The 20,169-nt window shown below is 69.4% G+C and carries 17 protein-coding genes; 7 read left to right on the top strand and 10 right to left on the bottom strand.

Features of this window, described 5'->3' with window-relative positions; genetic code table 11:
* Position 1 precedes the first annotated feature (1 nt).
* Both HOV77_RS07275 and HOV77_RS07270 read right to left on the bottom strand, forming a co-directional pair.
* Complete coding sequence (locus HOV77_RS07275; protein ID WP_290859310.1) at positions 2 to 529, bottom strand: DUF5134 domain-containing protein; 528 nt, start codon at positions 527 to 529, stop codon at positions 2 to 4.
* A 21-nt stretch (positions 530 to 550) separates the two neighbouring features.
* A complete protein-coding gene (locus HOV77_RS07270) occupies positions 551 to 1,186 on the bottom strand; it encodes a DUF899 family protein (RefSeq protein WP_290859308.1) in 636 nt (211 codons plus the stop codon).
* A 127-nt stretch (positions 1,187 to 1,313) separates the two neighbouring features.
* On the opposite strand from HOV77_RS07270, the gene HOV77_RS07265 reads away from it, so the two are divergent.
* A complete protein-coding gene (locus HOV77_RS07265; protein WP_290859302.1) occupies positions 1,314 to 4,274 on the top strand; it encodes a tetratricopeptide repeat protein in 2,961 nt (986 codons plus the stop codon).
* On the opposite strand, the gene HOV77_RS07260 is transcribed toward HOV77_RS07265, so the two are convergent.
* The 4 genes from HOV77_RS07260 to HOV77_RS07245 are packed head-to-tail and all read right to left on the bottom strand — an operon-like array spanning position 4,249 to position 7,710.
* A complete protein-coding gene (locus HOV77_RS07260; protein ID WP_290859296.1) occupies positions 4,249 to 4,593 on the bottom strand; it encodes a hypothetical protein in 345 nt (114 codons plus the stop codon). The two genes, HOV77_RS07265 and HOV77_RS07260, sit on opposite strands and share 26 nt — an antisense overlap.
* Positions 4,557 to 5,087 carry a hypothetical protein gene (locus tag HOV77_RS07255; RefSeq protein WP_290859294.1) on the bottom strand — a complete coding sequence of 177 codons (531 nt, stop codon included), beginning with the start codon at positions 5,085 to 5,087 and terminating at the stop codon, positions 4,557 to 4,559. Before HOV77_RS07255 ends, HOV77_RS07260 begins: the two co-directional genes overlap by 37 nt.
* On the bottom strand, positions 5,084 to 7,321 hold the full coding sequence (locus tag HOV77_RS07250) for a hypothetical protein (protein WP_290859292.1): 2,238 nt from the start codon (positions 7,319 to 7,321) through the stop codon (positions 5,084 to 5,086). The genes HOV77_RS07255 and HOV77_RS07250 overlap by 4 nt, the downstream gene beginning before the upstream one ends.
* Positions 7,318 to 7,710, bottom strand: coding sequence for a hypothetical protein (locus tag HOV77_RS07245; protein ID WP_290859290.1), 393 nt, complete (start codon positions 7,708 to 7,710; stop codon positions 7,318 to 7,320). Before HOV77_RS07245 ends, HOV77_RS07250 begins: the two co-directional genes overlap by 4 nt.
* Before the next feature lie 143 nt (positions 7,711 to 7,853).
* Here HOV77_RS07245 and HOV77_RS07240 point away from each other — a divergent pair, with 143 nt between their 5' ends.
* Together HOV77_RS07240 and HOV77_RS07235 are read left to right on the top strand one after the other, a co-directional pair.
* Positions 7,854 to 8,873, top strand: coding sequence for a hypothetical protein (locus HOV77_RS07240; protein WP_290859288.1), 1,020 nt, complete (start codon positions 7,854 to 7,856; stop codon positions 8,871 to 8,873).
* Between the two features lie 74 nt (positions 8,874 to 8,947).
* Positions 8,948 to 11,614, top strand: coding sequence for a GNAT family N-acetyltransferase (locus tag HOV77_RS07235; protein WP_290859286.1), 2,667 nt, complete (start codon positions 8,948 to 8,950; stop codon positions 11,612 to 11,614).
* 1 nt (position 11,615) lies between these two features.
* Here HOV77_RS07235 and HOV77_RS07230 read toward each other — a convergent pair whose 3' ends face one another.
* On the bottom strand, positions 11,616 to 12,251 hold the full coding sequence (locus tag HOV77_RS07230) for a response regulator transcription factor (RefSeq protein WP_290859284.1): 636 nt from the start codon (positions 12,249 to 12,251) through the stop codon (positions 11,616 to 11,618).
* Positions 12,252 to 12,383: 132 nt separating this feature from the next.
* On the opposite strand from HOV77_RS07230, the gene HOV77_RS07225 reads away from it, so the two are divergent.
* From HOV77_RS07225 to HOV77_RS07210, 4 genes are all read left to right on the top strand, one after another.
* The gene (locus HOV77_RS07225) at positions 12,384 to 13,370 is read left to right on the top strand and encodes a nitroreductase family protein (RefSeq protein WP_290859282.1); all 987 of its coding nucleotides are present in this window, start codon (positions 12,384 to 12,386) and stop codon (positions 13,368 to 13,370) included.
* An 86-nt stretch (positions 13,371 to 13,456) separates the two neighbouring features.
* Positions 13,457 to 14,368, top strand: a complete 912-nt coding sequence (locus HOV77_RS07220; RefSeq protein ID WP_290859278.1) for a universal stress protein — start codon at positions 13,457 to 13,459, stop codon at positions 14,366 to 14,368.
* A 154-nt stretch (positions 14,369 to 14,522) separates the two neighbouring features.
* Positions 14,523 to 16,910, top strand: coding sequence for a phosphoketolase family protein (locus HOV77_RS07215; RefSeq protein ID WP_290859696.1), 2,388 nt, complete (start codon positions 14,523 to 14,525; stop codon positions 16,908 to 16,910).
* Positions 16,911 to 17,003: 93 nt separating this feature from the next.
* Positions 17,004 to 17,504: a cyclic nucleotide-binding domain-containing protein gene (locus HOV77_RS07210; protein ID WP_290859273.1), complete on the top strand. Its 501-nt coding sequence runs from the start codon at positions 17,004 to 17,006 to the stop codon at positions 17,502 to 17,504.
* A 5-nt stretch (positions 17,505 to 17,509) separates the two neighbouring features.
* Here the strand turns inward: HOV77_RS07210 and HOV77_RS07205 are convergent, their stop codons facing one another.
* From HOV77_RS07205 to HOV77_RS07195, 3 genes are read right to left on the bottom strand one after another with little or no spacing between them, the layout of a single operon-like run.
* Positions 17,510 to 17,632, bottom strand: a complete 123-nt coding sequence (locus HOV77_RS07205; RefSeq protein ID WP_290859271.1) for a hypothetical protein — start codon at positions 17,630 to 17,632, stop codon at positions 17,510 to 17,512.
* A 42-nt stretch (positions 17,633 to 17,674) separates the two neighbouring features.
* Positions 17,675 to 19,993 (bottom strand): cation-translocating P-type ATPase, encoded by a 2,319-nt coding sequence (locus HOV77_RS07200; RefSeq protein ID WP_290859269.1) that lies wholly within the window; start codon positions 19,991 to 19,993, stop codon positions 17,675 to 17,677.
* The gene (locus HOV77_RS07195; protein WP_290859267.1) at positions 19,990 to 20,145 is read right to left on the bottom strand and encodes a hypothetical protein; all 156 of its coding nucleotides are present in this window, start codon (positions 20,143 to 20,145) and stop codon (positions 19,990 to 19,992) included. The genes HOV77_RS07200 and HOV77_RS07195 overlap by 4 nt, the downstream gene beginning before the upstream one ends.
* Between the last annotated feature and the right edge of the window lie 24 nt (positions 20,146 to 20,169).

Here is a 20,169-nt window from a genome sequence, read left to right as displayed (position 1 = left end):
GTCAAAGCAGCATGACCGCCATCCCGACGGACATCGCAGCGTGTGCCACGGCCCCCGCGGCCGGACCGGAGACCGCGCGCTTCATGGCGGTGGAGAGATTCGGAGCGGGGCGGTCGGTTCCGCAGCTGCGAAGCCAGCAGGCCTCCCGAAGCCACCAACCGGCGCTGATCACAAGCCCGACGCAGAGCACGGGCACGATGCCCGACGCCGATCCATGGGGATGATCCAGATGAGAATGCGGGAACGTCATCCAAACAGCGACGGCCGCGCCGAACCCATGCTGGACACAGCCCATCCGGTCGTGCCCGGTCGCCGGCCGGACGGGCAGCGCCCGCAGCAGCCACCAGCCGGACGCGAGCAGGAAGGCGGCGGCTTGCAGGCCCAGCGGGTCGGGCAGCGGACCGGCCGCCGCCATGATGGCCATGTCGGCGCACATCAGCAAGTGGAGGAGGGGGCCGACGCGCTGGCCGCCGACCCCCGGTCGCAGTGCCGTGGCCGTGAAGCGCACCGCCAGCACCGCGTACGCCATGCTCAGCATGATCGTGTGCCGTCAGAATGCCTGCGGCCAGCCTGCGGGCGAGTCCTCCCATGGTTGCTGCCGCCCGTAGGGGGTGAGGTCGAGGATGTTGTGGCCCCACAGGATCCGGTCGACCCCTCGCGAGGTCGTCGTGTAGGTGCGGAAGACGCGCTCGCCGTCGCGGAGGAAGACGCTGAGCAGGAACCCCTCGCCGACCCCGCAGTCCCGGGTGAACGTGCTGCCGTGCGAAGACACGAAGGTCGCCGTCCAGCCCATCCGTTCCTTGTACGCCTCGATCTGCGCCAGGGGCATGTCCGACGCCATCGCCCAGGTGACGTCCCGGACGGCGAGCCGGCGCGGCCCGGCGGCCGGGACGTTGTCGGCGAACGCCGTGCAGCCCTGACAGAACTCGTCCGGCCCCCGGTCCATGAATTGATAGAGGGCGAGCTGCGAACGGCCCTCGAACAGCTCCAGCAGCGTACGCGGGCCGTTCGGGGTGGCGAAGACGTATTCGTTGTCGAACTCGACCATCGGCAGGCGACGCCGCCGAGCGGCCAGCGCGTCGAGTTCCCGGGTCGCCGCCTTCTCCGCGATCAGCAGTTCCTCGCGTGCCTTCGCCCATTCGTCCGCCGAGACGATGTCCGGCATCGCCGTCGCGACCTGGCTCATGAGGTGTTCCCTTCGCCTGGTACGCCGCCTTCGGGCGTACTCACCATTACGTCGGGCGAGGAAGCGGGAATCGACAGCCCGCGCCCGGGGAAATCTCGTTAAGATCGCGGGCGATGTGGGGGGCATTGTGACCGGAGTCTGGCTGGGAGCTTTGGGACCGCTCAGCGTCCGGGTAGACGGCGAGCCGGTCGAGATCACCCGGTGGACGGTCCGTCGTCTCCTCGGCGCCCTGCTCCTGACCCCCGGGCAGCCGGTCCCGGTCGAGACTGTCGCCGAGCTGATCGGCGCGGGGTCCAAGGGCTCGGTGCAGATGGTCGTGTCCCGGTTGCGCGGCTGGCTGTCCGACATCGGCGGTGACGTCAGCGTGACGCTGACGCCGGCGGGCTACGTGCTTCACGCGGGAACAGCGCAGATCGATGTTGTGCGATTCCATCAGCTCTGCGCCGCTACTCCCCCGTCCCGCCGCAGCGCTCTGCTCGACGCGCTGGCCCTGTGGCGCGGCGAGGTGCTCGCGGATCTGGCCGAGCTGCGGGATCTGCCCGCGGCGGCCGCGCTGCGCCAAGCCCGGCGCAGCGCCGTCCTCGATGCTGCGGATCTGGCCGAGCCAGGTCCCAATGCGGCCGCTGTGCTGCCGCATGTCGCCGCGCTACTCGCCGGTTCGCCCTACGACGAGCCGTTGCAGGCACGGCTCATCGATCTGCTGGCCGCGTCCGGGCGGCGGGCCGAAGCGCTGCGCCACCACGCCGCGATCCGCCGCCGGTTCGCCGACGAGCTCGGCACCGATCCCGGGCCGGAGGTCCAGGCCGCGCATGTGCGTGCGCTCCGCGACTCACCATCACCGTCGGTTTCCACTGGTACGCCGAAAGCCGCAGTCGTGCCGCGTGAGCTTCCGGCCGCTCCCCCCGATTTCGTCGCCCGCCACGAAGAACTCCGTTCGCTGGACGCGGTCGCGCCGGCCGTCGTCACCGTGATCTGCGGCTCGGGTGGCGTCGGCAAGACGGCGCTGGCCCTTCGCTGGGCGCACGGCGTCACCCATCGCTATCCCGGCGGACAGCTCTACGTCAACCTCCACGGTTATGACGGCACCGCGCCCACTCCGCCGATCCGGGCGTTGACCGAGCTGCTCCAGTCGCTCGGCGTCGCCGGCGAACGGGTTCCGTCCTCGGTGGATGACGCCGCCAAACTGTACCGATCGGTACTTGCCGACCGGCGTGTGCTCGTCCTGCTGGACAACGCCAAGTCCGCCGACCAGGTGGTTCCGCTGCTCCCCGGAGCGGGCGAATCTCTCGTCCTCGTCACGAGCCGCGATCGGATGACCGGCCTCGTCGCCGCGTACGCCGCTCACCGGGTGACGCTTGCCGGGCTCGATGCAGACGAGGCACGAGATCTGCTCACCGCGATCGTCGGAGGCGACCGGGTCGCGGCCGAACCAGCCGCCGTCGTCGAGCTCGCCGAAGCCTGCGACCGCCTCCCGCTCGCATTGCGCGTCGTCGGCGCGCAACTCGCGGATCAGCCCCACCAGCGGATCGCCGACCAGGTCGACCGGTTGCGCGACGGCAGACTGGACGCGTTGTCGTTGCCCGGTGAGTCCATCGGCGTCCGGCTGGCCCTGGCCCGGTCGTACCAGGCGATCGCCGCCGACTCCCGACGACTGCTCAGCCTGCTCAGTCTCGTGCCGGGCGCGGACTTCCCGCTGGATGCCGCCACCGCACTCGCGGGTACGCCCGCAGCCGCCACCGCGGAGCACCTCGACCGCCTCGTCGCGCTGCATCTGGTCGAGGTACGCCGATCCGGCCGCTTCCACCTGCACGATCTCGTTCGAGCCTTCGCCGGCGAACGGTGCCAGGCGGAACTGTCGCCGTCGGATCGGACCGCGGCGTACCGGGCGCTAGGAGCCTGGTACCTGAATACTGTGGACACTGCGGACCGGCTGCTCTACCCGGAACGCCTACGCCTGCCGCACCAGCCGTCCCCGCCCACTGCCGAGAGCGCGTCGACGGCGCGTGACCGGCTCGCGACCGAGCTGCCGAACGTCGTCGCGTGGATCCGGGACCAGGCCGAGCGTGGCCCCGATCCGCTCCTCTGGCGGCTCACGGACGCCTTGCGCGGTCAGTTCAACGCCCGGCCGTTGCTTCCGCAGTGGGGCGAGATCGCTGACGCCGCCCTGGTCGCCGCCGACGCGCTCGACGCACCCGAGGGCCGGACGGTGGCACTGCTGAGCCGGATGCTGGTCAGCACCGCCCGAGGCGATCTCACCGACGCCCTCCGGCACGGCGAAACCGCCCTCGAAGAGGCCCGCCGTGCCGGCTGGGACAAGGCCGAGGCGGCGATTCTCGGCAACATCGGCGGGATCTACTGCGAGAACCAACCAGCCGAAGGATTACGACGGCTACGGGAGGCACTGGCCATCAATCGCCGTCACGGATGGCTCGACGGAGTCGCCGTCAACTCCATCAACATCGGATACGCATACGTGATGATCGGAGATCTCGCTCCGGCGGCGCAGGCGCAGAACGACGCGCTTTCGGCGTACCGGACGATCGGTGCGATGACGGGCGAGGCGTCGGCGCTCACCCATCTCGCCCGCACGACTCGGCTGGCCGGTGACCCGAGCACCGCCCGGGACCTCGCCGTCGAGGCGCGCGAGATCGCCCTGCGCGTCGGCGGCTCCCGTCATGCCGACTCTGCGAAGCTGGAACTTGGCCTGGCCCTGTGCGACCTCGGCCGGCACGACGAGGCCCGTGCGCTCCTCACGGAGGTCATCGATCGCGCCGATGAAACGGGCCGCATGAGTCTGCGCTCGGAGGGCCATCACGCGTTGGCGACCCTCGATGAGCTGACCGGCCGGGCAACCGAAGCGGAGACGGCGTACACGCTGGCCATCGAGGATGCGCGCGCGATCGGCTCACCCTGGCGGATCGCACAGGCGTTGATCGGGCTCGCCATAGTGCGTACGCGTACCGGCAAGCCCGACGCGGCCACCGAATGCGCCCGGGAGGCGGCGGAACTCGCGCGGGCGCACGGATATCGGGAGCTCGAACGGCAAGCGCGTGTCTCGACGGTCACGCCGATCTCCTCCGGCGAATGACCCACACCCCTGCCCCCACGAGCACCAGCCCGATCGCCGGGCACACTCCGTCCAGTGAGGATAATGGTGGCAGCACACGCTGCGCTTCTTGCTGCTCGTAGTAATCCCGAGTGTCGTCCTTCCGGAAATCACCCCCGCCCACTACGTAGATGTCGCAGGTATCTCCCGGCTCCATGGTCTTGCCGTCGCAGGTCGGTTCGGCGGGTGGCTCGAAGCGTTGCAGCTCGGCGATGCCACAGATGGCGAGGATGAGCAGCCCGGCGATGAGGAGCGCATACCGCTTCATCGGGATCTCGCCATCATCCGGCGCTGCTGCCATGCGACGGCACGCTGCCGGGCGGCTCCGCGCCGGCGGGCTTGGCAGTCCGAGAAGAACCGCCCGGAAGCGGGCTGCGCCAACAGAATGGACCCGCCGGCCACGGCGAACAGGCTGAGCACGGCCGTCACCGTGATCGACCAGCGATGCCACGGAATCACCGCCCGCGAGTTCACGAGCAGAACGATGCCCGCGATCGCCGCGGCGAACACGCTGTAGGTCCAGGTGAGCCAGCGCGCGATCGGCCAGCCGTACGCATCGAGCACCGTGCACAAGACGATCACCGCGCCGCCGGTCGAGGCCACGACTGCCACACCGGCGAGCAGCAGCGCAGGCAGCGAGCCGCCGCGCGGATCTTGATGCAGGTCGGCGTAGTAGACGCGATACTGCGGGATCGCGAACAGGGCACCGATGGCTGAGGTGAGCCACAGGGCCGCCGCTCCCCAGTACAGGTAGAGCGCGTAGAGCAGGATGCCCGGCCGGCTTGGTGCGATCATCGCCCGGTCACCTCCGTTCGGCGCTGCCGCACCATGAACGCGCCGAGCGCGAGCCACAACACGATCGGGAACCCGGCCAGACCCCAGAACTGTGGAGTCCGTAGTGGCGACCCCGGCAACGACCTCGGTGACGTTATCGGCAACTCCGCCGAAGTTCCCCCGAACCAGGTCAGCGCATCACCGTCGCCAAGAATCGGCGACTGCGCGGCCTCGTGGACGGTCGAATCCAGCCTCGGGTGCTCCCGGGCGAACTGGGCCGCGCTGATCAGCTTCCTGGGTATGTTCGTGAGGTCGACTCCGCCGTACACGTAGACGATGGTCACGGTGTAGTTGCCCTGACGCGTACGGTGCTCGACTCGGAACTCACCGTCGCGGTAGGACTTCAGGTAGCGCGCGAACACCCCCTGGGGACTCCACGGCACCCGCGCCGGCCAGGCGCTGGCGTCGCCCGAGTCGACCAGCCCGCTGTACGCCGTCGTCTTGGTCTTGCTCCGCTGGCGGTACCACTCGGCCGCGATGCGGCTCGCGTACACCCGCCGCAGATCGGCGTAGGCCGACGCGGTGTTCACCGCCTTCTCCAGTTCCGGCAGGATCCGGCGGCGATAGATCTCCTCGTTGTACGCCGTGTCGGCGGCATTCTGTTTCTCACAACCGAAGCCTCGGGAAACCCCCTCCGTGGCCAGGTACTCCGATTCCATCTTGACCTCGAGCGGGGCCTGGAGGATGTACAGCTCGTTGCCGCTCTCCCGGACGACCGCCGGACGCGGGACGATCCACTGCCGCATCGACATGCATTTCTGGTCGCCGTGCAGCAGTCCCCAGAACGATTTGCCGAGCGGGGTATCCGGATGGATCAACCGGCCGACCGACTTCTTCATCTGCAGGTCGGCTTCGAGCAGCACCCGACCGGCGTCCGTCTTGCCGAGCCGGTCGTCGATGATGCGGTCGGGTTCGTCGGGATTGAGATTGACGGTGAAGCTGGACGCCGGCAGTACCAGCCACGTGAAGAATGAATCCGCGGCGAGTTGTGCGGCCTCTCGTCCACCGTAGGCGACCTTTTCGCCCGGCTTGGCGTCGACCTTGTACGCGTACTGGACGCCGGTGCCCAGGCTCGAGCGGTAGGTGTCGGAGACGTACCTCAGCTCCAGCGTCGAGAAGTCCACGCCACCGAGATCGCCGGCCGCGCCCGGCGCGTCGGCCGGATCTTCGTACCCCATGTCCCGGGCGATGTCGGTCACCATCTCGTCCCGCTCGGCCTTGTCCTCGGGCGAACTCGGCGACTCGGCGATGGCGTCGGTCGAAGCGCTCGGCTCGACGTTCTGGCCGGACGCGGCGAGCGATCCGGCGGGCGCGGGAATGGCGCCTGACGAGGACTTGGGGCCGACCGGTCCGGACGGGATCGGGATACTTACCGTGCCCCCGCCCGGTGTCCCGAGTGAACCGGGCGGCGGCATGTTCGGATGGCGCCGACGTATGGCGAACGAGGGCCAGTAGCGATATTCGATGTGGAGCCTGTCGAGGGCGTCGAGCGTGTCGCTGTCAGGTCGCTGTCCGAAGATGTGAATCACCCGAAGGGTCGGCACCTGACGCATCAGTCCGGCGTATCTTTCGGGCTGGCCGTCCTTAGGCAACGGGCCCGACTTCATCTCCAGAGCCACCTGACCGATGACGTACGCGTCGACCTCGAAGCCGGAGTCTGGGTACTTTGCACCGAGCGTGTAGCCGAGATCCTTCAAATGAAAGTAGTCGGCATACGCCCTCTCAAAGGCTGCGCCCCGTTCGTTGCTGTCCACCCCGTAGATGAATTTGTCCAGTAACTTGTCCCACATCTCCTTCTTGTCTTCGTCGCTCATTTGCGATCCGTAGAAGTTGTTTCCCTTGGCTTGCTCGTCAAGGACTTTGAGTTTCCACGCATGCAGCAATGAGTTGAGCGTTCCGCGCTCCTTGAACGGCTTCCACGGTGGAGTGCTCCGGTCGACGTTGGACCATGCGAGCTCGGGGCTGTTCCACGGAATCTCCGTCCGGTACGCCTCGATCGAGTCGTAGAAGTACATATACGGCACCAGCCTCGGCGGCGAGGTCTCCCGTCCGGTCAGCGGCGGCAGCGGAACTTCCACCCGCGCCGGCGATGCCGTCGGCGTCGGCGCGCCGAGAACGGGCGTGCCGACAAGCACCAGGAGCAGGGCGACGAGGAGCCCGACGACCGGGCTGCGCCGGTTCAGCGCCCTGCTCACGACGCTTGCCGCCGGGCTCGCACCCTGTCGGCGACCCGCTGCCACAGCGGAATCACGACGGCGAACAGCACGACCGCCTCGGCGGCCAGCGTCACTATGGTCAGCATGATCACCCAGCCCTTGCCGAGCCCCGCGCCGTTGAGCAGATAGCCGACCCAGATCGCCAGGCCGAGAAACGGAATTCCCGCCATCGTGACCGTGACCTGCGAGAAAGCGGTGCTGAACGGCCCGGTCCGCACATTGCGGTAGTCGATCGGGAGATACACCGCGAAGGTGATCCAGGCCGCGGTCACCAACGCCCATCCTCTCGGCATCGATGTCACGTTCATGAGCACACCGGTGACCAAGAACATCGGCACGAACAACACGATCACCCAAAGCTTGATCATCGGACCGCCTCCCCCTCGTTCGATGTGGACCTTCGCGCCTTGCCGGTCCGGCGTCGGAGCCTGCCGTACGCCACTCACCGAACGCTGTCCGCGCGCTGTCCGGGCCCTCGGAGCCGCCGGGGATCGCCGTAGCGTTGCCCAGCGTGACAAGGACTTCGAGGATTCTCGCGACGGTCATGACCGGGCTGCTGATGCTCGGCGCGACGGGCTGCCGGAATTCCGACCAGGACGACCGGCTCCCCGCGGACTACGTCGGCGCGGCGTATGGCGACCTGGGCGGCGGCAAACCGGTCGACGCCGACGCCGCGAGGTTGGTCGGGCCGCACTTCGAGGTGCGCTACACGAGCGGCGAGGTCAGCGATCACACGAACGACTATCGGTACGCCGCGAAGGGCTACGAGCTGGTGACGCTCTACGCCGAACTCGACCTGATCCCGCCGAGATTCGCGACCGCCGATTCCGTCCCTAAGGCCGTGATCGTGGTCGACGGCGTACGCCGGGAGCTGCCCCAGGTCCCGTACCTCGGGGTGAGCGCGAGTGTCCCGTTAGGACACGACGCCTATCTTCAGATCACCGACGAGGCCCGTACGCAGTCGCTCAACCTACGTACGGGCGAACGCGGGACGGACGCGATCGAGGCGTATTACCGGCCGCAGCGCGTGAGCTTCACACCGTCGTCGTATCAGGGCTCGGCCGCCAGCCGCTACCGGGCGGCGCGGCTGGTCGCCACGGTGACGGTCAGCCTGGGCGACAACGGCGGCACACTGGAGCCCTGGCTGCCGGACATCGGCTGGGCGGCGAAGGGGCATCTCTGGCTCTACATCCCGAAAGCAGACGTCCAGGGCCGCGTGTACACGGACAACGCAAGGGAGATCGACGACCGGCTGCTCTTGGCGACGTTGCTGACCTTCCAATACGTCCCCGACCGTGTTGCGATGTTCGCGCTGACGTACGCCGGTGGCCGCTCGGCTCCCCTCCCACGCCCGGCTGCGTCGGCCTTGATCACCAGCCAGCCGCTGCTGTTCGAGGTACCGGAGTCGATCAGTAGCGGCACGCTCGTGGTCGACCCGGTCGAACACCTGAAAGCCGACTATGCGACGGCTCCCATCACGTGGACCCGCCGGTTCCCCACCACGGCACTCGCGTGGACGCTGACGTCCTGACACGGACGAAGGTCCCAGCCGATCGGGCTGAGCGGCACTTACCGCGCCGTGTTGCCATGCCGAAGCCTGAGACCATGACGACTACCGCCGACCGGCCCGGCACGACCGTGGCCGACGCGCTGCTAGCCGACGGCCGCATCGTTCACCTCCGTTCGGCCGCCGCAGCCGACCGGGATGAGCTGGCCGCCATGTTCCAGACGAGTTCCGCCGACGCGTTGCGGTTGCGGTTCTTCGCCGTCCCGGGACCGGCCGTCGTCGCGACCGAAGTGGCCCGGCTGACCAGACCGCGATCGGCCGATCACGCAGCACTCGTCGCGGTGGAGGTCGGTCGCATCGTCGGCGTGGCGTCGTATGAATGCGGACCTGACCCGTCAGCAGCCGAGTTCGCGGTCTTCGTCGCCGAAGATCAACGAGGCCGCGGCGTCGGGACCGTGCTTCTGGAACACCTGGCCGCGTTGGCCAAGATGAACGGCGTCAGCGAGCTGTCGGGTGAAGTGCTGCCCGTGAACTCCTCGATGCTGCGGGTCGCCCGCGACATGGCGGCGCACGCGCGTACCGACGACGAGGCGCAGGTAGTGGATGTGGATCTGCCGACGGGTGCCCGGGCAGCCGCGATCAGCGCGGCGGATCAGCGGCATCGGACGGCCGAACGGCTCTCACTGCGGCCGTTGCTCGCTCCGCGGTCGGTCGCCGTCGTGGGTGCGAGCCGCACCGGCGGGGTCGGCCATCAGACTCTGCGGGCGCTAGCCGAGTACGGCTTCAACGGCACCCTGTTCGCGGTGAACCCCCACGCCGACAGCGTCGCCGGGGTCCCGTCGGTCAAGTCGCTGCGCAAACTCCCGGGACTCGTCGATCTGGCGATCATCGCAGTGCCGGCTGCCGTAGTGCCGGAGGCGCTGCGTGAGGCCGGCGAGTCCGGCGTACGTGCCGCCATCGTGCTGAGCTCCGGCTTCGGTGAGGCAGGAGAACACGGCCAGGCCCTCCAGGCCGAGGCCGTACGCGTCGCGCGCGAACACAGCATGCGCCTGCTCGGCCCGAACTGCTTGGGGCTGCTCAACACCGATCGATCGGTACGCCTCAACGCCACCTTCGCGGGTGCTCCCCCCGTACCGGGCGGGCTCGGCGTCGCCTCGCAGTCCGGGGCAGTCGGCATCAGTCTGCTCGATCATCTGGCCCGCAGCGGATGCGGGGTCTCGTCGTTCGTGTCGCTCGGGAACAAGGCTGACATCAGCGGAAACGACCTGCTGGCCTACTGGTACGACGACCCGGCCACGAAGGCGGTCGCCCTGTATCTGGAATCGTTCGGCAACCCGCGCCGGTTCGCCCGCATCGTTCGGGACCTGAGCCGCAGAAAGCCGGTGCTCGCCGTGAAAAGCGGCCGGTCGGCGGCTGGACAGCGGGCCGGGGCGTCGCACACGGCGGCCGCTGCCGCCCCGGACGTGGCGGTGGACAGTCTGTTCGCCCAGGCGGGTGTCATCCGGTGTGACGACCTGGGTGAGCTGATCGACGCCGCGCGGATGCTCGTCGGCCAGCCGCTCCCGGCAGGCAACCGGATCGCCGTCGTGGGCAACGCCGGCGGGGTCAACGTGCTGGCAGTAGACGCGGCCGAGGCCGTCGAGCTGGCGGTGCCGGCGGTGAGCCCGGAGCTGGCCGCCCGGCTCGGCCCGGCCGGGCAGAACCCGCTCGACCTCGGCGCCGAGGCGACTCCCCAGACGTTGCAGGCCGCGCTCACGGCCTTCGCCGAATCCGGCGAGGTCGACGCGATCGTCGTCGTCGCCGCCGCGACTCGGGCCAACGATGTGCCCGGGATGCTCACTGCGGCCGGAGAGGTCTTCGACGCCCACCCCGATCTGCCCGCCGCCGGCGTCGTCGTCGGCCGGTGGGACGTGTCTCATGTGGCCGCCTGCCCGGAACGTCCGGCGTACGACCTGCCGGAACGAGCCATCCGGGCGATCGGGCACGCAGCCCGGTACGCCGCCTGGCTTCGGGAACCCCTGGGCGGTCCGCCGATTCTCGACGGTGTCGACGCCCCCGCCGCCGAAGCCGCGGTCGCCGCGGCTGGCGAGGGCTGGCAACCGGCTGACGTAGTCGCCGACCTGCTGCGCTGCTACGGCATCCCGCAGATCGCTCAGGCCACCGCGATCAGCGAGGATGCGGCGGTCGCAGCGGCGGATGAGCTCGGTTACCCGGTGGTGGTCAAGGCCGCCGTCCCCGACCTCGTGCACAAGACCGATGTCGGGGCGGTCCGGCTCAACCTCACCGACGCCCGGGCAGTGCGTCAGGCGTACCAGCTGATCGCCACGGCCTTGGACACAGCGCAGCCGCCGGTGCTCGTGCAGCCGATGGCCCTCGGCCCGGTGGAGCTGGCGGCGGGCGTCGTGCATGACCCTCTGTTCGGTTCGCTCGTCATGCTGGGTTTGGGCGGTGTGCTCACGGACCTGCTGGACGACCGGGTCTACCGGTTGACGCCGATGTCGGACCGCGACGGACGACTGATGTGGCGGTCGCTGCGCGCGGCCAGGTTGCTGACCGGCTATCGCGGCGCGCCGGGCGTCGACACGGCGGCGGTCGAGGAACTGGTCCACCGGCTCGGCCGGCTCGCCGCGGATCTTCCGCAGGTCGCGGAACTGGATCTCAATCCGGTCGTCGCGGGACCGGACGGCCTGGTCGTCGTCGACGCGAAGCTGCGCTTGGCAACGGTCGGCGACGAACCGGACCCTTACCTGTTCCGGTTGCGGTGAGTCAGCGGCTCTCGCGCAGCTTGGTCGCCAACACGGCAGCCTGCGTTCGCCGCTCCAGGCCAAGCTTGGCGAGCAGGCTCGACACGTAGTTCTTGACGGTCTTCTCCGCGAGGAACATCTGCGCCGCGATCTGGCGGTTCGTCAAGCCGTCGGCGATGTAGTCGAGGATCTTGCGTTCCTGCTCGGTCAGCCCACGCAATTGCGCCGGCTCGCGCTGAGGATTACGGATGCGATCGAGCACCCGTGCGGTGACCGCCGGGTCCAACAGCGACTGGCCTTCCGCCACCCGGCGGACCGCGTCGACCAGATCCGTGCCCTTGATCTGTTTGAGCACATAGCCTGCGGCTCCGGCCATGATCGCCGCGAACAGTGCCTCATCATCCTCATAGGAGGTCAAGATGAGCACCTGGATGCCGGGGTCGACCGAGCGGATCTCCCGGGCCGCGTCGATGCCGCTGCCGTCGGGCAGCCGTGCATCCAAGATCGCGACGTCGGGCCGCAACGCCGGAGCCCGGTGCGCGGCCTCGGTCGCGAGACCGGCCTCGCCGATCACCTCGATGTCACCCTGGGCCTCCAGCAGCTCACGTAGGCCACGACGGACGACTTCGTGATCGTCGAGGAGGAAGACGCGGATCATTCACTCAGTCTGCCAGCGTCCGGGCCGGTCCGCACAGGGACTTTAGTCCCATGATCGAAGGGGACAAGATGCCTATGGGGTTACCCCTGGTGGCTCTGACCCCGGAGCTGACGTCGAGCGCATCGTGATCTCATGACCACGAACGGACCGGCGACCGGCCGTACCCTCCGGGTCGCGGCACAAGTCGCGCTCAACGCCCCGTCGATCTTCAATACGCAGCCATGGCGGTGGGTCGTCGAGGAGCAGTCGATGCAGCTGTGGGCCGATCGCGCCCGGCAGCTGCTGGTCGCCGATCCCGACGGTCGCCTGCTGACGGTGAGCTGCGGCGCCGCGCTGCATCACGCCAAGGTGGCACTGGCTGTCGCCGGTCATACCGCCGACGTCCAGCTGATGCCCGATCCCGCGGAGCCTGACTTGCTCGCCGAAGTCCGCATCGGGCCTGACCACGAGCCCACGTCCGATGAGCGCGCGGCGTACGCGGCCATCTCACAACGGCGCACCGACCGCCGGGCGTTCACCGGAGAACCCGTCCCCGTCCTGGTTGTCCAGCGATTGATCGCGCTGGCCGAACGGGAAGGCACCCACTTGGCGGTCCTCCGGGGCGGCGAAATCGACGACCTGGCTATCCTCGCCGCGCGGGCGGCGGAGTTGCAGTTCGCCGATCCGGCGTACCGGCACGAGCTGGCGGCCTGGACGGCTGCGCCGAACGCTCCGGCCAACGGCTCCGGCGTACCGGCCGAGACAGCCGTGTCACCCTCGCCGCGCCGAGTTCCGATCCGGGAGTTCGCCCCACCGGGCCTTCCGACTCTCGATCCAGGCGACGGCACCGACGCCGGAACGCTCTACGCCGTGCTGTTCTCCGACGAGGATGGCCCAGCCGCGTGGCTTCGAGCTGGGCAGGCCTTGTCGGCCTTGCTGCTCGCCGCCACCGCCGCCGGCTTGGCCGGCTCGCCGATCAGCGACGTCACCGAACACACCCTGACCCGGGAACGCCTGCGCCACGTCCTGGCGGGAATCGGCGCGCCTCAGCTGGCCCTGCGGATCGGTTACCCGCCGGCCGGCACGCCACCGGCCAGCCCACGGCGCCGGCTGGGCGAAGTCGTCAACCTGACGGGCTGACACGACGCACCCGGTCGCCGTCCAGTCGTCCCACTTTCTCTGTCGAGCTGTAGTCGTCCCACTATGTCGAGCTGTAGGAGGCTTCGATGTCCCGCCAAATTGCCCGTCGGCCGGTCGTCGCCGGCGTCGACGGCTCTCCCGCTAGCCTGGCCGCCGCCCGGTATGCCGCCCACCTGGCCGAGCTCCGCGACGCGCCGCTGTCGCTCGTCTACGGTCTGCAGATCCCCGCATACGGATACCTGCCGATCGGGGTCGCCGACCGGTACGCCGTGGACGACCAGGCCATGCGGGCCGACGCCGACACCATGCTGGCTTCGGTGGTCAAACAGCTGACGGAGGACCACCCGGCTGTGGGCGACATCAGCGCCCGGGCGGTGTCCGGCGGTGCCGCTGCGGTACTGCTCGAAGAATCGCGGCACGCTCAGGTCACCGTCGTGGGGTGCCGGGGACTCGGCGGCTTCACCGAGCTCCTACTCGGATCGGTGTCGGCACAGGTCGCCGCACACGCCCACGGGCCGGTCGTCGTCGTGCGGCCGCCGATCACGGTCGGATCCGGTCCCGAGCAGCCGCCGATGCCCCCTCCGCTGGACGGGCCGATCGTCGTGGGCGTCGACAGCTCCACCGGCGCCCAGATCGCGCTGAAGTGGGCCGTCGAAGAAGCCCGTCTCCGGAACGCCGCGATCATCGCCGTGTATGCCTTCCCCATCGGCCGCGGTGAGCCCTACAACGAGGTACGCCAGGACGAGGCAGCCGCCGAGCAGATCCTGTTCGACGCGGTCAGCCCCTGGCTCCACCAGCCTGGCGTCGACATCGAGACCCGGACCATAGCGGCGCAGAACGTCGAGAAGGCGATGATCGACCAGACGATCCGGGCGGGTCTCACCGTCGTCGGAAGCCGTGGCGGCGGCGGCTTCGCCGGCCTGCTCCTCGGCTCGGTCAGCCGTGCCCTCGTCCATCACGCGCACGGGCCGGTCGCCGTCATTCACCCCGTCGAGTAACCCCAGCCGTCCCACCAGAGGGCCGTCGGCGCTTCGGGCCGGCGGCTCTCCCTTGCGCCGGGTTTCAGTTCGCCGACGGGTCTTTGGTCCCGTCACCGTCCACATTTCGGCACTGACCTCAGGCCGCCGGGCCCGCGAAGATCGGGCTATGACGATGACTTTCGAAGACGTCGCCACCTACCTCACCGCCGAGGAGCTGGACACCGTCGACGCCTGGTGGCGAGCAGCCAACTATCTGACCGTCGGGCAGATCTACCTGATGGGCAATCCGTTGCTCCGGGAGCCGCTGTCGGCCGAGCACATCAAACCCCGGCTGCTGGGGCACTGGGGGACCAGTCCCGGGCTCAACCTGTTGTGGGCGCATTTCAACCGGGCGATCGTGGCGCGCGACCTCGACGCGCTGTTCGTCACCGGCCCGGGCCACGGCGGCCCGGCCATCGTCGCGAACACCTGGCTCGAGGGCACCTACAGCGAGGTCTACACCAGCATCGGGCGAGACGAGGAAGGCCTGGCGAAGCTCTTCCGCCAGTTCTCGTTCCCCGGCGGCATCCCCAGCCACGTCGCCCCCGAAGTCCCCGGGTCGATCCACGAGGGTGGCGAACTCGGCTATTCGCTGATGCACGCGTACGGGGCGGCGTTCGACAACCCCGACCTGGTGGTGGCGTGCGTCGTGGGCGACGGCGAGGCCGAGACCGGTCCGCTGGCCGCGAGCTGGCTCGGCAACGTCTTCCTCAACCCCGTCACCGACGGAGCGGTCCTGCCGATCCTCCAACTGAACGGATACAAGATCGCCAACCCGACGCTGTTCGCCCGGATTCCGGAGGAAGACCTGCTGCAGGTCATGCGCGGCTACGGCTACCAGCCCGTCGTGGTCGCCGGAAACGATCCGGAGACCGTGCACCATGAGATGGCACGCGCGCTCGACTGGGCGCTCGACGAGATTTCGCGCCTCCAGCAGCGGGCGAGAAAGGGGGAGGACGGCAGCCGGCCGCGGTGGCCGATGATCGTTCTGCGTACGCCGAAAGGCTGGACGGGTCCGGTGGAGGTGGACGGCGTACCGGTCGAAGGCACGTTCCGGGCGCATCAGGTGCCCCTGCCCGGCGTACGCGAGAACGAAGAGCACCGGAAGCAGCTGGAGCAGTGGCTGCGTTCCTATCGGCCGGACGAGTTGTTCGGCCCGAACGGCGTACCCGCCGTCAAGCTGGCGGGGAACGCGCCGAAGGGCTCCCGGCGCATGTCGGCGAATCCGCATACCAACGGCGGTGCGCTGGTACGCGACCTGGCCATCCCCGAGATCGACGAGTACGCCGCCGAAGTCCCCGCACCGGGTGGCACGACGGCGGAGGCCACCCGGTTCACCGGAGCGTGGCTGGCGGAGGTGATCCGGGCGAACCCGGATCGGTTCCGGCTGTTCGGCCCGGATGAGGTCGCCTCGAACCGGCTCAACGCGGTGTTCGAGGTGACCGACCGGGCGTTCACCGGCCGGATCGTGCCCGGCGACGATCACCTCGCGCCCAGCGGGCGGGTGATCGAGGTGCTCAGTGAGCATCTGTGCCAGGGATTCCTGGAGGGCTACCTGCTCACCGGCCGGCACGGGCTGCTGACCAGCTACGAGGCGTTCATCCACATCGTCGATTCGATGGTCAACCAGCATGCGAAATGGCTCAAGACCACCCGCGAGATCGGCTGGCGGCAGCCCCTGGCGTCGCTGACGTACCTGCTGTCAAGCCATGTGTGGCGCCAAGACCACAACGGCTTCTCCCACCAGGACCCCGGTTTCATCGACCACGTGGTGAACAAGAAGGCCGAGGTCGTGCGGGTCTATCTGCCACCGGACACCAACACGCTGCTGTCCACGATGGACCACTGCCTGCGCAGCCGGCACTACATCAACGTCGTCGTCGCCGGGAAACAACCCGCGCCGAACTGGCTGACCATGGACGACGCCAAGCTGCACTGCCGCCGCGGGCTGGGCATCTGGGACTGGGCCGGCACCGCCGGGACGGGCGAACCCGACGTCGTGCTCGCCTGCGCCGGAGACGTGCCCACCCTGGAGACCCTGGCCGCGGCCGACCTGCTGCGCCGGCATCTGCCCGAGTTGAAGGTCCGCGTCGTCAACGTCGTGGACCTCATGCGCCTGCAACCGGACACCGAACACCCGCACGGGCTGCCCGACGGCCAGTTCGACGCGATCTTCACCCTCGACAAGCCGGTCGTGTTCGCCTACCACGGGTATCCGACGCTCATCCACCGGCTGACCTACCGGCGGCACAACCACCACAACATCCACGTGCGCGGCTACAAGGAAGAGGGCACCACGACCACCCCGTTCGACATGGTCATGCTCAACGACCTCGACCGGTTCCACCTGGTCACCGACGTGATCGACCGGGTGCCCGGCCTGTCGGTCGGCGCGGCCGCGTTACGCCAGCAGATGACCGACGCCCGCCAGATCTGCCGCGACTACACCCGCCGCTACGGCGAGGACCACCCCTGGATCCGCGACTGGAAATGGTCCGGATCCGCCGATCCATCGGCCTGACCCGGCCGATCAGTGGCGTGACATGGTCCGCCGGGCCTGTCACGCCACTGTCATTCGCACCGTGAACAGTCGTGAACAGTGGAGGTGTTCATCATGATCGAGACGACGTTTCAGACCCTGAGGTCCCACCCGTTCCTGACCGGTCTGTCGGACCGGCAGCTCGACCGCCTGTCCATGTGGGGCTACACCACGATCTTCCACCGGGGCAGCCGGCTGTTCACCGAGGGCGGACGCGCTGATCGCTTCTGGCTGGTCGACGGCGGGCACGTCGAGCTGAGCACCATCCTGCCGGGTCGAGGCGAGGTCGTCGTGGAGACCCTCGGCCCCGGCTCGGTCATCGGCTGGTCCTGGCTGTTCGCGCCCTATCGGTGGCAGTTCACCGGCACCGCCGAAGACCTGGTGCACGCCGTCGCGTTGGACGGCCCCGGCGTACGGGAACTCTGCGCCGCCGATCCCGAACTGGGCTACGAGTTGATGCGCCGGTTCACCGGTGTGATCGCCGAGCGGCTTCGGCACACCCGGGCGCGGCTGCTCGCCACGGAGCTCTCCACCGAACGCTCCATCGAAGCCGAGCCCGCTAACGGCGTCAGCTGAGCCGCTCAGCGGCGGCTCACGGCCCACAGCAGTAGGCCGGGCAACGCGGCCACAGCGGCACACACCAGCAATTGGCTGCCGGTGAGGGACTCCGTACGCAGGAGCGCCCGCAGCGGTTCGGCCAGCACCGCGCCGGCCTGTGCGATCGCGGAGAGTGCTACCGCCAGCAGCTAACCCGGATTCGCCCAGCGATCGGCGCGGTCGCGCCGGGCGCGTACCGCCAGCGCGACGCCGAGCTGGGCCAGGCCCAGCGTCACGAACAACATGCTCTGCCAAGGCAGCCCGGTGCTCGCAGCGACCGCGGCGAGTCCGGCCGACACCGACGCCACGAGGGTGCCGACGCCTAGGATCGTGCGCCCCAGTCCGCCGCCGAGCACCTGTTCCCCCGGCGCGCGCGGTGGACGCCTGAGCACGTCGGGTTCGGCCGGCTCCGCGCCGAGTGCGACTCCAGGCAGCCCGTGAGTCAGCAGGTTGATCCACAGAATCTGACCGGGCAGTAGCGGCACCGGCAACCCGAGGAACGGCCCCGCCAGCATGACCAGCAATTCGGCCACGCCACCGGCCAGGGCATAGCGCAGAAAGCGACGAATATTGTCGTAGACGCGCCGGCCCTCGCCGATCGCGGCGGTCACCGTGTCCAGGTTGTCGTCGACCAGCACGAGGTCGGCAGCCTGCCGGGCGACCTCGGTCCCGCCGCCCATCGCCACGCCGATGTCGGCCCGGCGCAGCGCCGGCGCGTCGTTCACGCCGTCGCCGGTCATCGCGACGACCTCGCCGCGGCTTTGAAGCGCCGCGATGATGTCCAGTTTCTGCTCCGGCCGCGTACGCGCGAAGACCCGCACATCGTGCGCCCGCTCGGGATGGTCGCCGGTGCCGACGCCGTCACCGTCGTGCCAGATGCCCAACTGTCCGGCGATTGCGGCCGCGGTGTTCGGATGATCCCCCGTGATCAGCATCATGCGTACGCCCGCCTGCCCGAACGCGTCGGCGCTGCGGCCGGCTCCGGCCCGCAACGGATCGCCGATGCCGATGACCCCCAGCGGCCACAGCCCCCGTGGATCAGCAGGGTCGATCGGAGTATCGGCGCTCGCGGCCGCGACAGCGACCACGCGGAGCCCTTCGGCGGCCAGCGCGGCGGCGGCTCGGCGCAGTTCCTCGACGTCCCCCGTGACCACCGGCGGCGTGAAGACTGTCTCCGGCGCACCCTTGCAGACGGCGTAGTACCCCGTGCCTCGCTTGTGGACGGTCGTCATCCGACGGGTGGCCTGGTCGAAGGGGCGCTCTGCGATCCGTGGGCACGCCGTGCGCTCCGGCTGCGGATCGAGGCCGCAGCGGGCGGCGAAGGCGACGAGCGCAGCCTCGACGGGATCCCCCACTGCGTACCACTGTGGGTGGTCGTCATCCGGCGGAAGCAGCACCGCGTCGGAGCACAGCATCCCGGCCAACGCGAGCTCCCGCAACGGAGGCTCCGCTTCGGGAACGACCACACCCACCGGCTCATACCCGGCGCCATGCACCTCGTAGGCGACGCCTTCGCTGACCGCCCGGCGTACGGTCATGCGCCCTTCGGTGACGGTACCGGTCTTGTCCGAGGCCAGGACGGTCACCGAACCGAGCGTTTCGACCGCGTGCAGATTCCGCGGGATGGCCTGGTGCCGGGCGATGCGCCGGGCACCGAGTGCCAGTGCCAACGTGACCACGGCAGGCAGCGACTCCGGCACGGCCGCCACGACGAGGCTGACCGCGACGAGCGCCATCGTGACGATCGGCCGACCCGCGAGAACACCCAGGACCCCCACGACGACGCTCACGGTCACGATCGCCGCGCCGAGGATCTTCCCTAGCCCGGCCAGCCGCCGTTGCAGCGGCGTCGGTCCCGCCTTGGCTCCCCGGGCCAGCGAGGCGATCCGGCCGAGCGCGCTGTCTCCGCCGATGCGCAGCACCGGTCCTTCGGCCCGGCCGGTGACCAGCACCGTGCCCGACAGGAGCTCGTCACCGGGCTCTCGGACGACCGGCAGCGATTCACCAGTCAGCACCGCCTCGTCGGCTTGGCACCGATGGGCGTACACGATGCTCACGTCGGCCGGGACGATGTCGCCCGCTTCCAGGCGGACCCAGTCCTCGCGTACCAGCTGGGCTGCGGGAACGACCAGGTCGTGGCCGTCGCGGACCACTCGCGCAGTCGGCGCGGTCAGCGTGTCCAGGGCCGCGATCGCATGATCGGCGCGGACCTGCTGGACCACGCCGATGGCCGTGTTGAGCACCACGACCAGAGCGATGATCGCCGTGTCGGGCAGATCGCCGAGGGCGATCGTGACGACGACCGCGGCGAGCAGCAACAGCACGAGTGGATCACGCAGCTGGTCCAGGATTCGCGACACCAGGTGACGAGGGCGCGGCCGGCTGACCTCGTTCGGACCCTCCCGATCGCGCCGGGCGGTCGCCTCGGCACTGCTCAACCCGGTGATCGGCGCAGCCGTCGCGGTCACCGGGGCCGCCGGCCAGTCGTCTCGGACCGCGCTTCTTCCTCGTCATCGTGGTAGACCACGCCGCGCAGATACCGGAGAAGGTGCTCCTGTGACTTCCGGGGCCGCTCCGGCTCGGCGGCTGCGGTTTCGCGGTCAGCTTCCTTGGTCGCCATACCTTCAGCCTCCGGCCGCCAGCC

The organism is Hamadaea sp., from assembly GCF_013362815.1.
Lineage (GTDB): Bacteria > Actinomycetota > Actinomycetes > Mycobacteriales > Micromonosporaceae > Hamadaea.
Note: the sequence above shows the minus strand (reverse complement) of the source record. Positions and strands in the feature narration are given on the sequence as shown.

What these genes read in the sequence shown, in the direction of transcription:
- HOV77_RS07275 (WP_290859310.1), bottom strand. Translation starts at nt 529, where the DNA reads ATGGCGTACGCGGTGCTGGCGGTGCGCTTCACGGCCACGGCACTGCGA.
- HOV77_RS07270 (WP_290859308.1), bottom strand. Translation starts at nt 1,186, where the DNA reads ATGAGCCAGGTCGCGACGGCGATGCCGGACATCGTCTCGGCGGACGAA.
- HOV77_RS07260 (WP_290859296.1), bottom strand. Translation starts at nt 4,593, where the DNA reads ATGGCAGCAGCGCCGGATGATGGCGAGATCCCGATGAAGCGGTATGCG.
- HOV77_RS07255 (WP_290859294.1), bottom strand. Translation starts at nt 5,087, where the DNA reads ATGATCGCACCAAGCCGGCCGGGCATCCTGCTCTACGCGCTCTACCTG.
- HOV77_RS07245 (WP_290859290.1), bottom strand. Translation starts at nt 7,710, where the DNA reads ATGATCAAGCTTTGGGTGATCGTGTTGTTCGTGCCGATGTTCTTGGTC.
- HOV77_RS07235 (WP_290859286.1), top strand. Translation starts at nt 8,948, where the DNA reads ATGACGACTACCGCCGACCGGCCCGGCACGACCGTGGCCGACGCGCTG.
- HOV77_RS07230 (WP_290859284.1), bottom strand. Translation starts at nt 12,251, where the DNA reads ATGATCCGCGTCTTCCTCCTCGACGATCACGAAGTCGTCCGTCGTGGC.
- HOV77_RS07225 (WP_290859282.1), top strand. Translation starts at nt 12,384, where the DNA reads ATGACCACGAACGGACCGGCGACCGGCCGTACCCTCCGGGTCGCGGCA.
- HOV77_RS07220 (WP_290859278.1), top strand. Translation starts at nt 13,457, where the DNA reads ATGTCCCGCCAAATTGCCCGTCGGCCGGTCGTCGCCGGCGTCGACGGC.
- HOV77_RS07215 (WP_290859696.1), top strand. Translation starts at nt 14,523, where the DNA reads ATGACTTTCGAAGACGTCGCCACCTACCTCACCGCCGAGGAGCTGGAC.
- HOV77_RS07210 (WP_290859273.1), top strand. Translation starts at nt 17,004, where the DNA reads ATGATCGAGACGACGTTTCAGACCCTGAGGTCCCACCCGTTCCTGACC.
- HOV77_RS07195 (WP_290859267.1), bottom strand. Translation starts at nt 20,145, where the DNA reads ATGGCGACCAAGGAAGCTGACCGCGAAACCGCAGCCGCCGAGCCGGAG.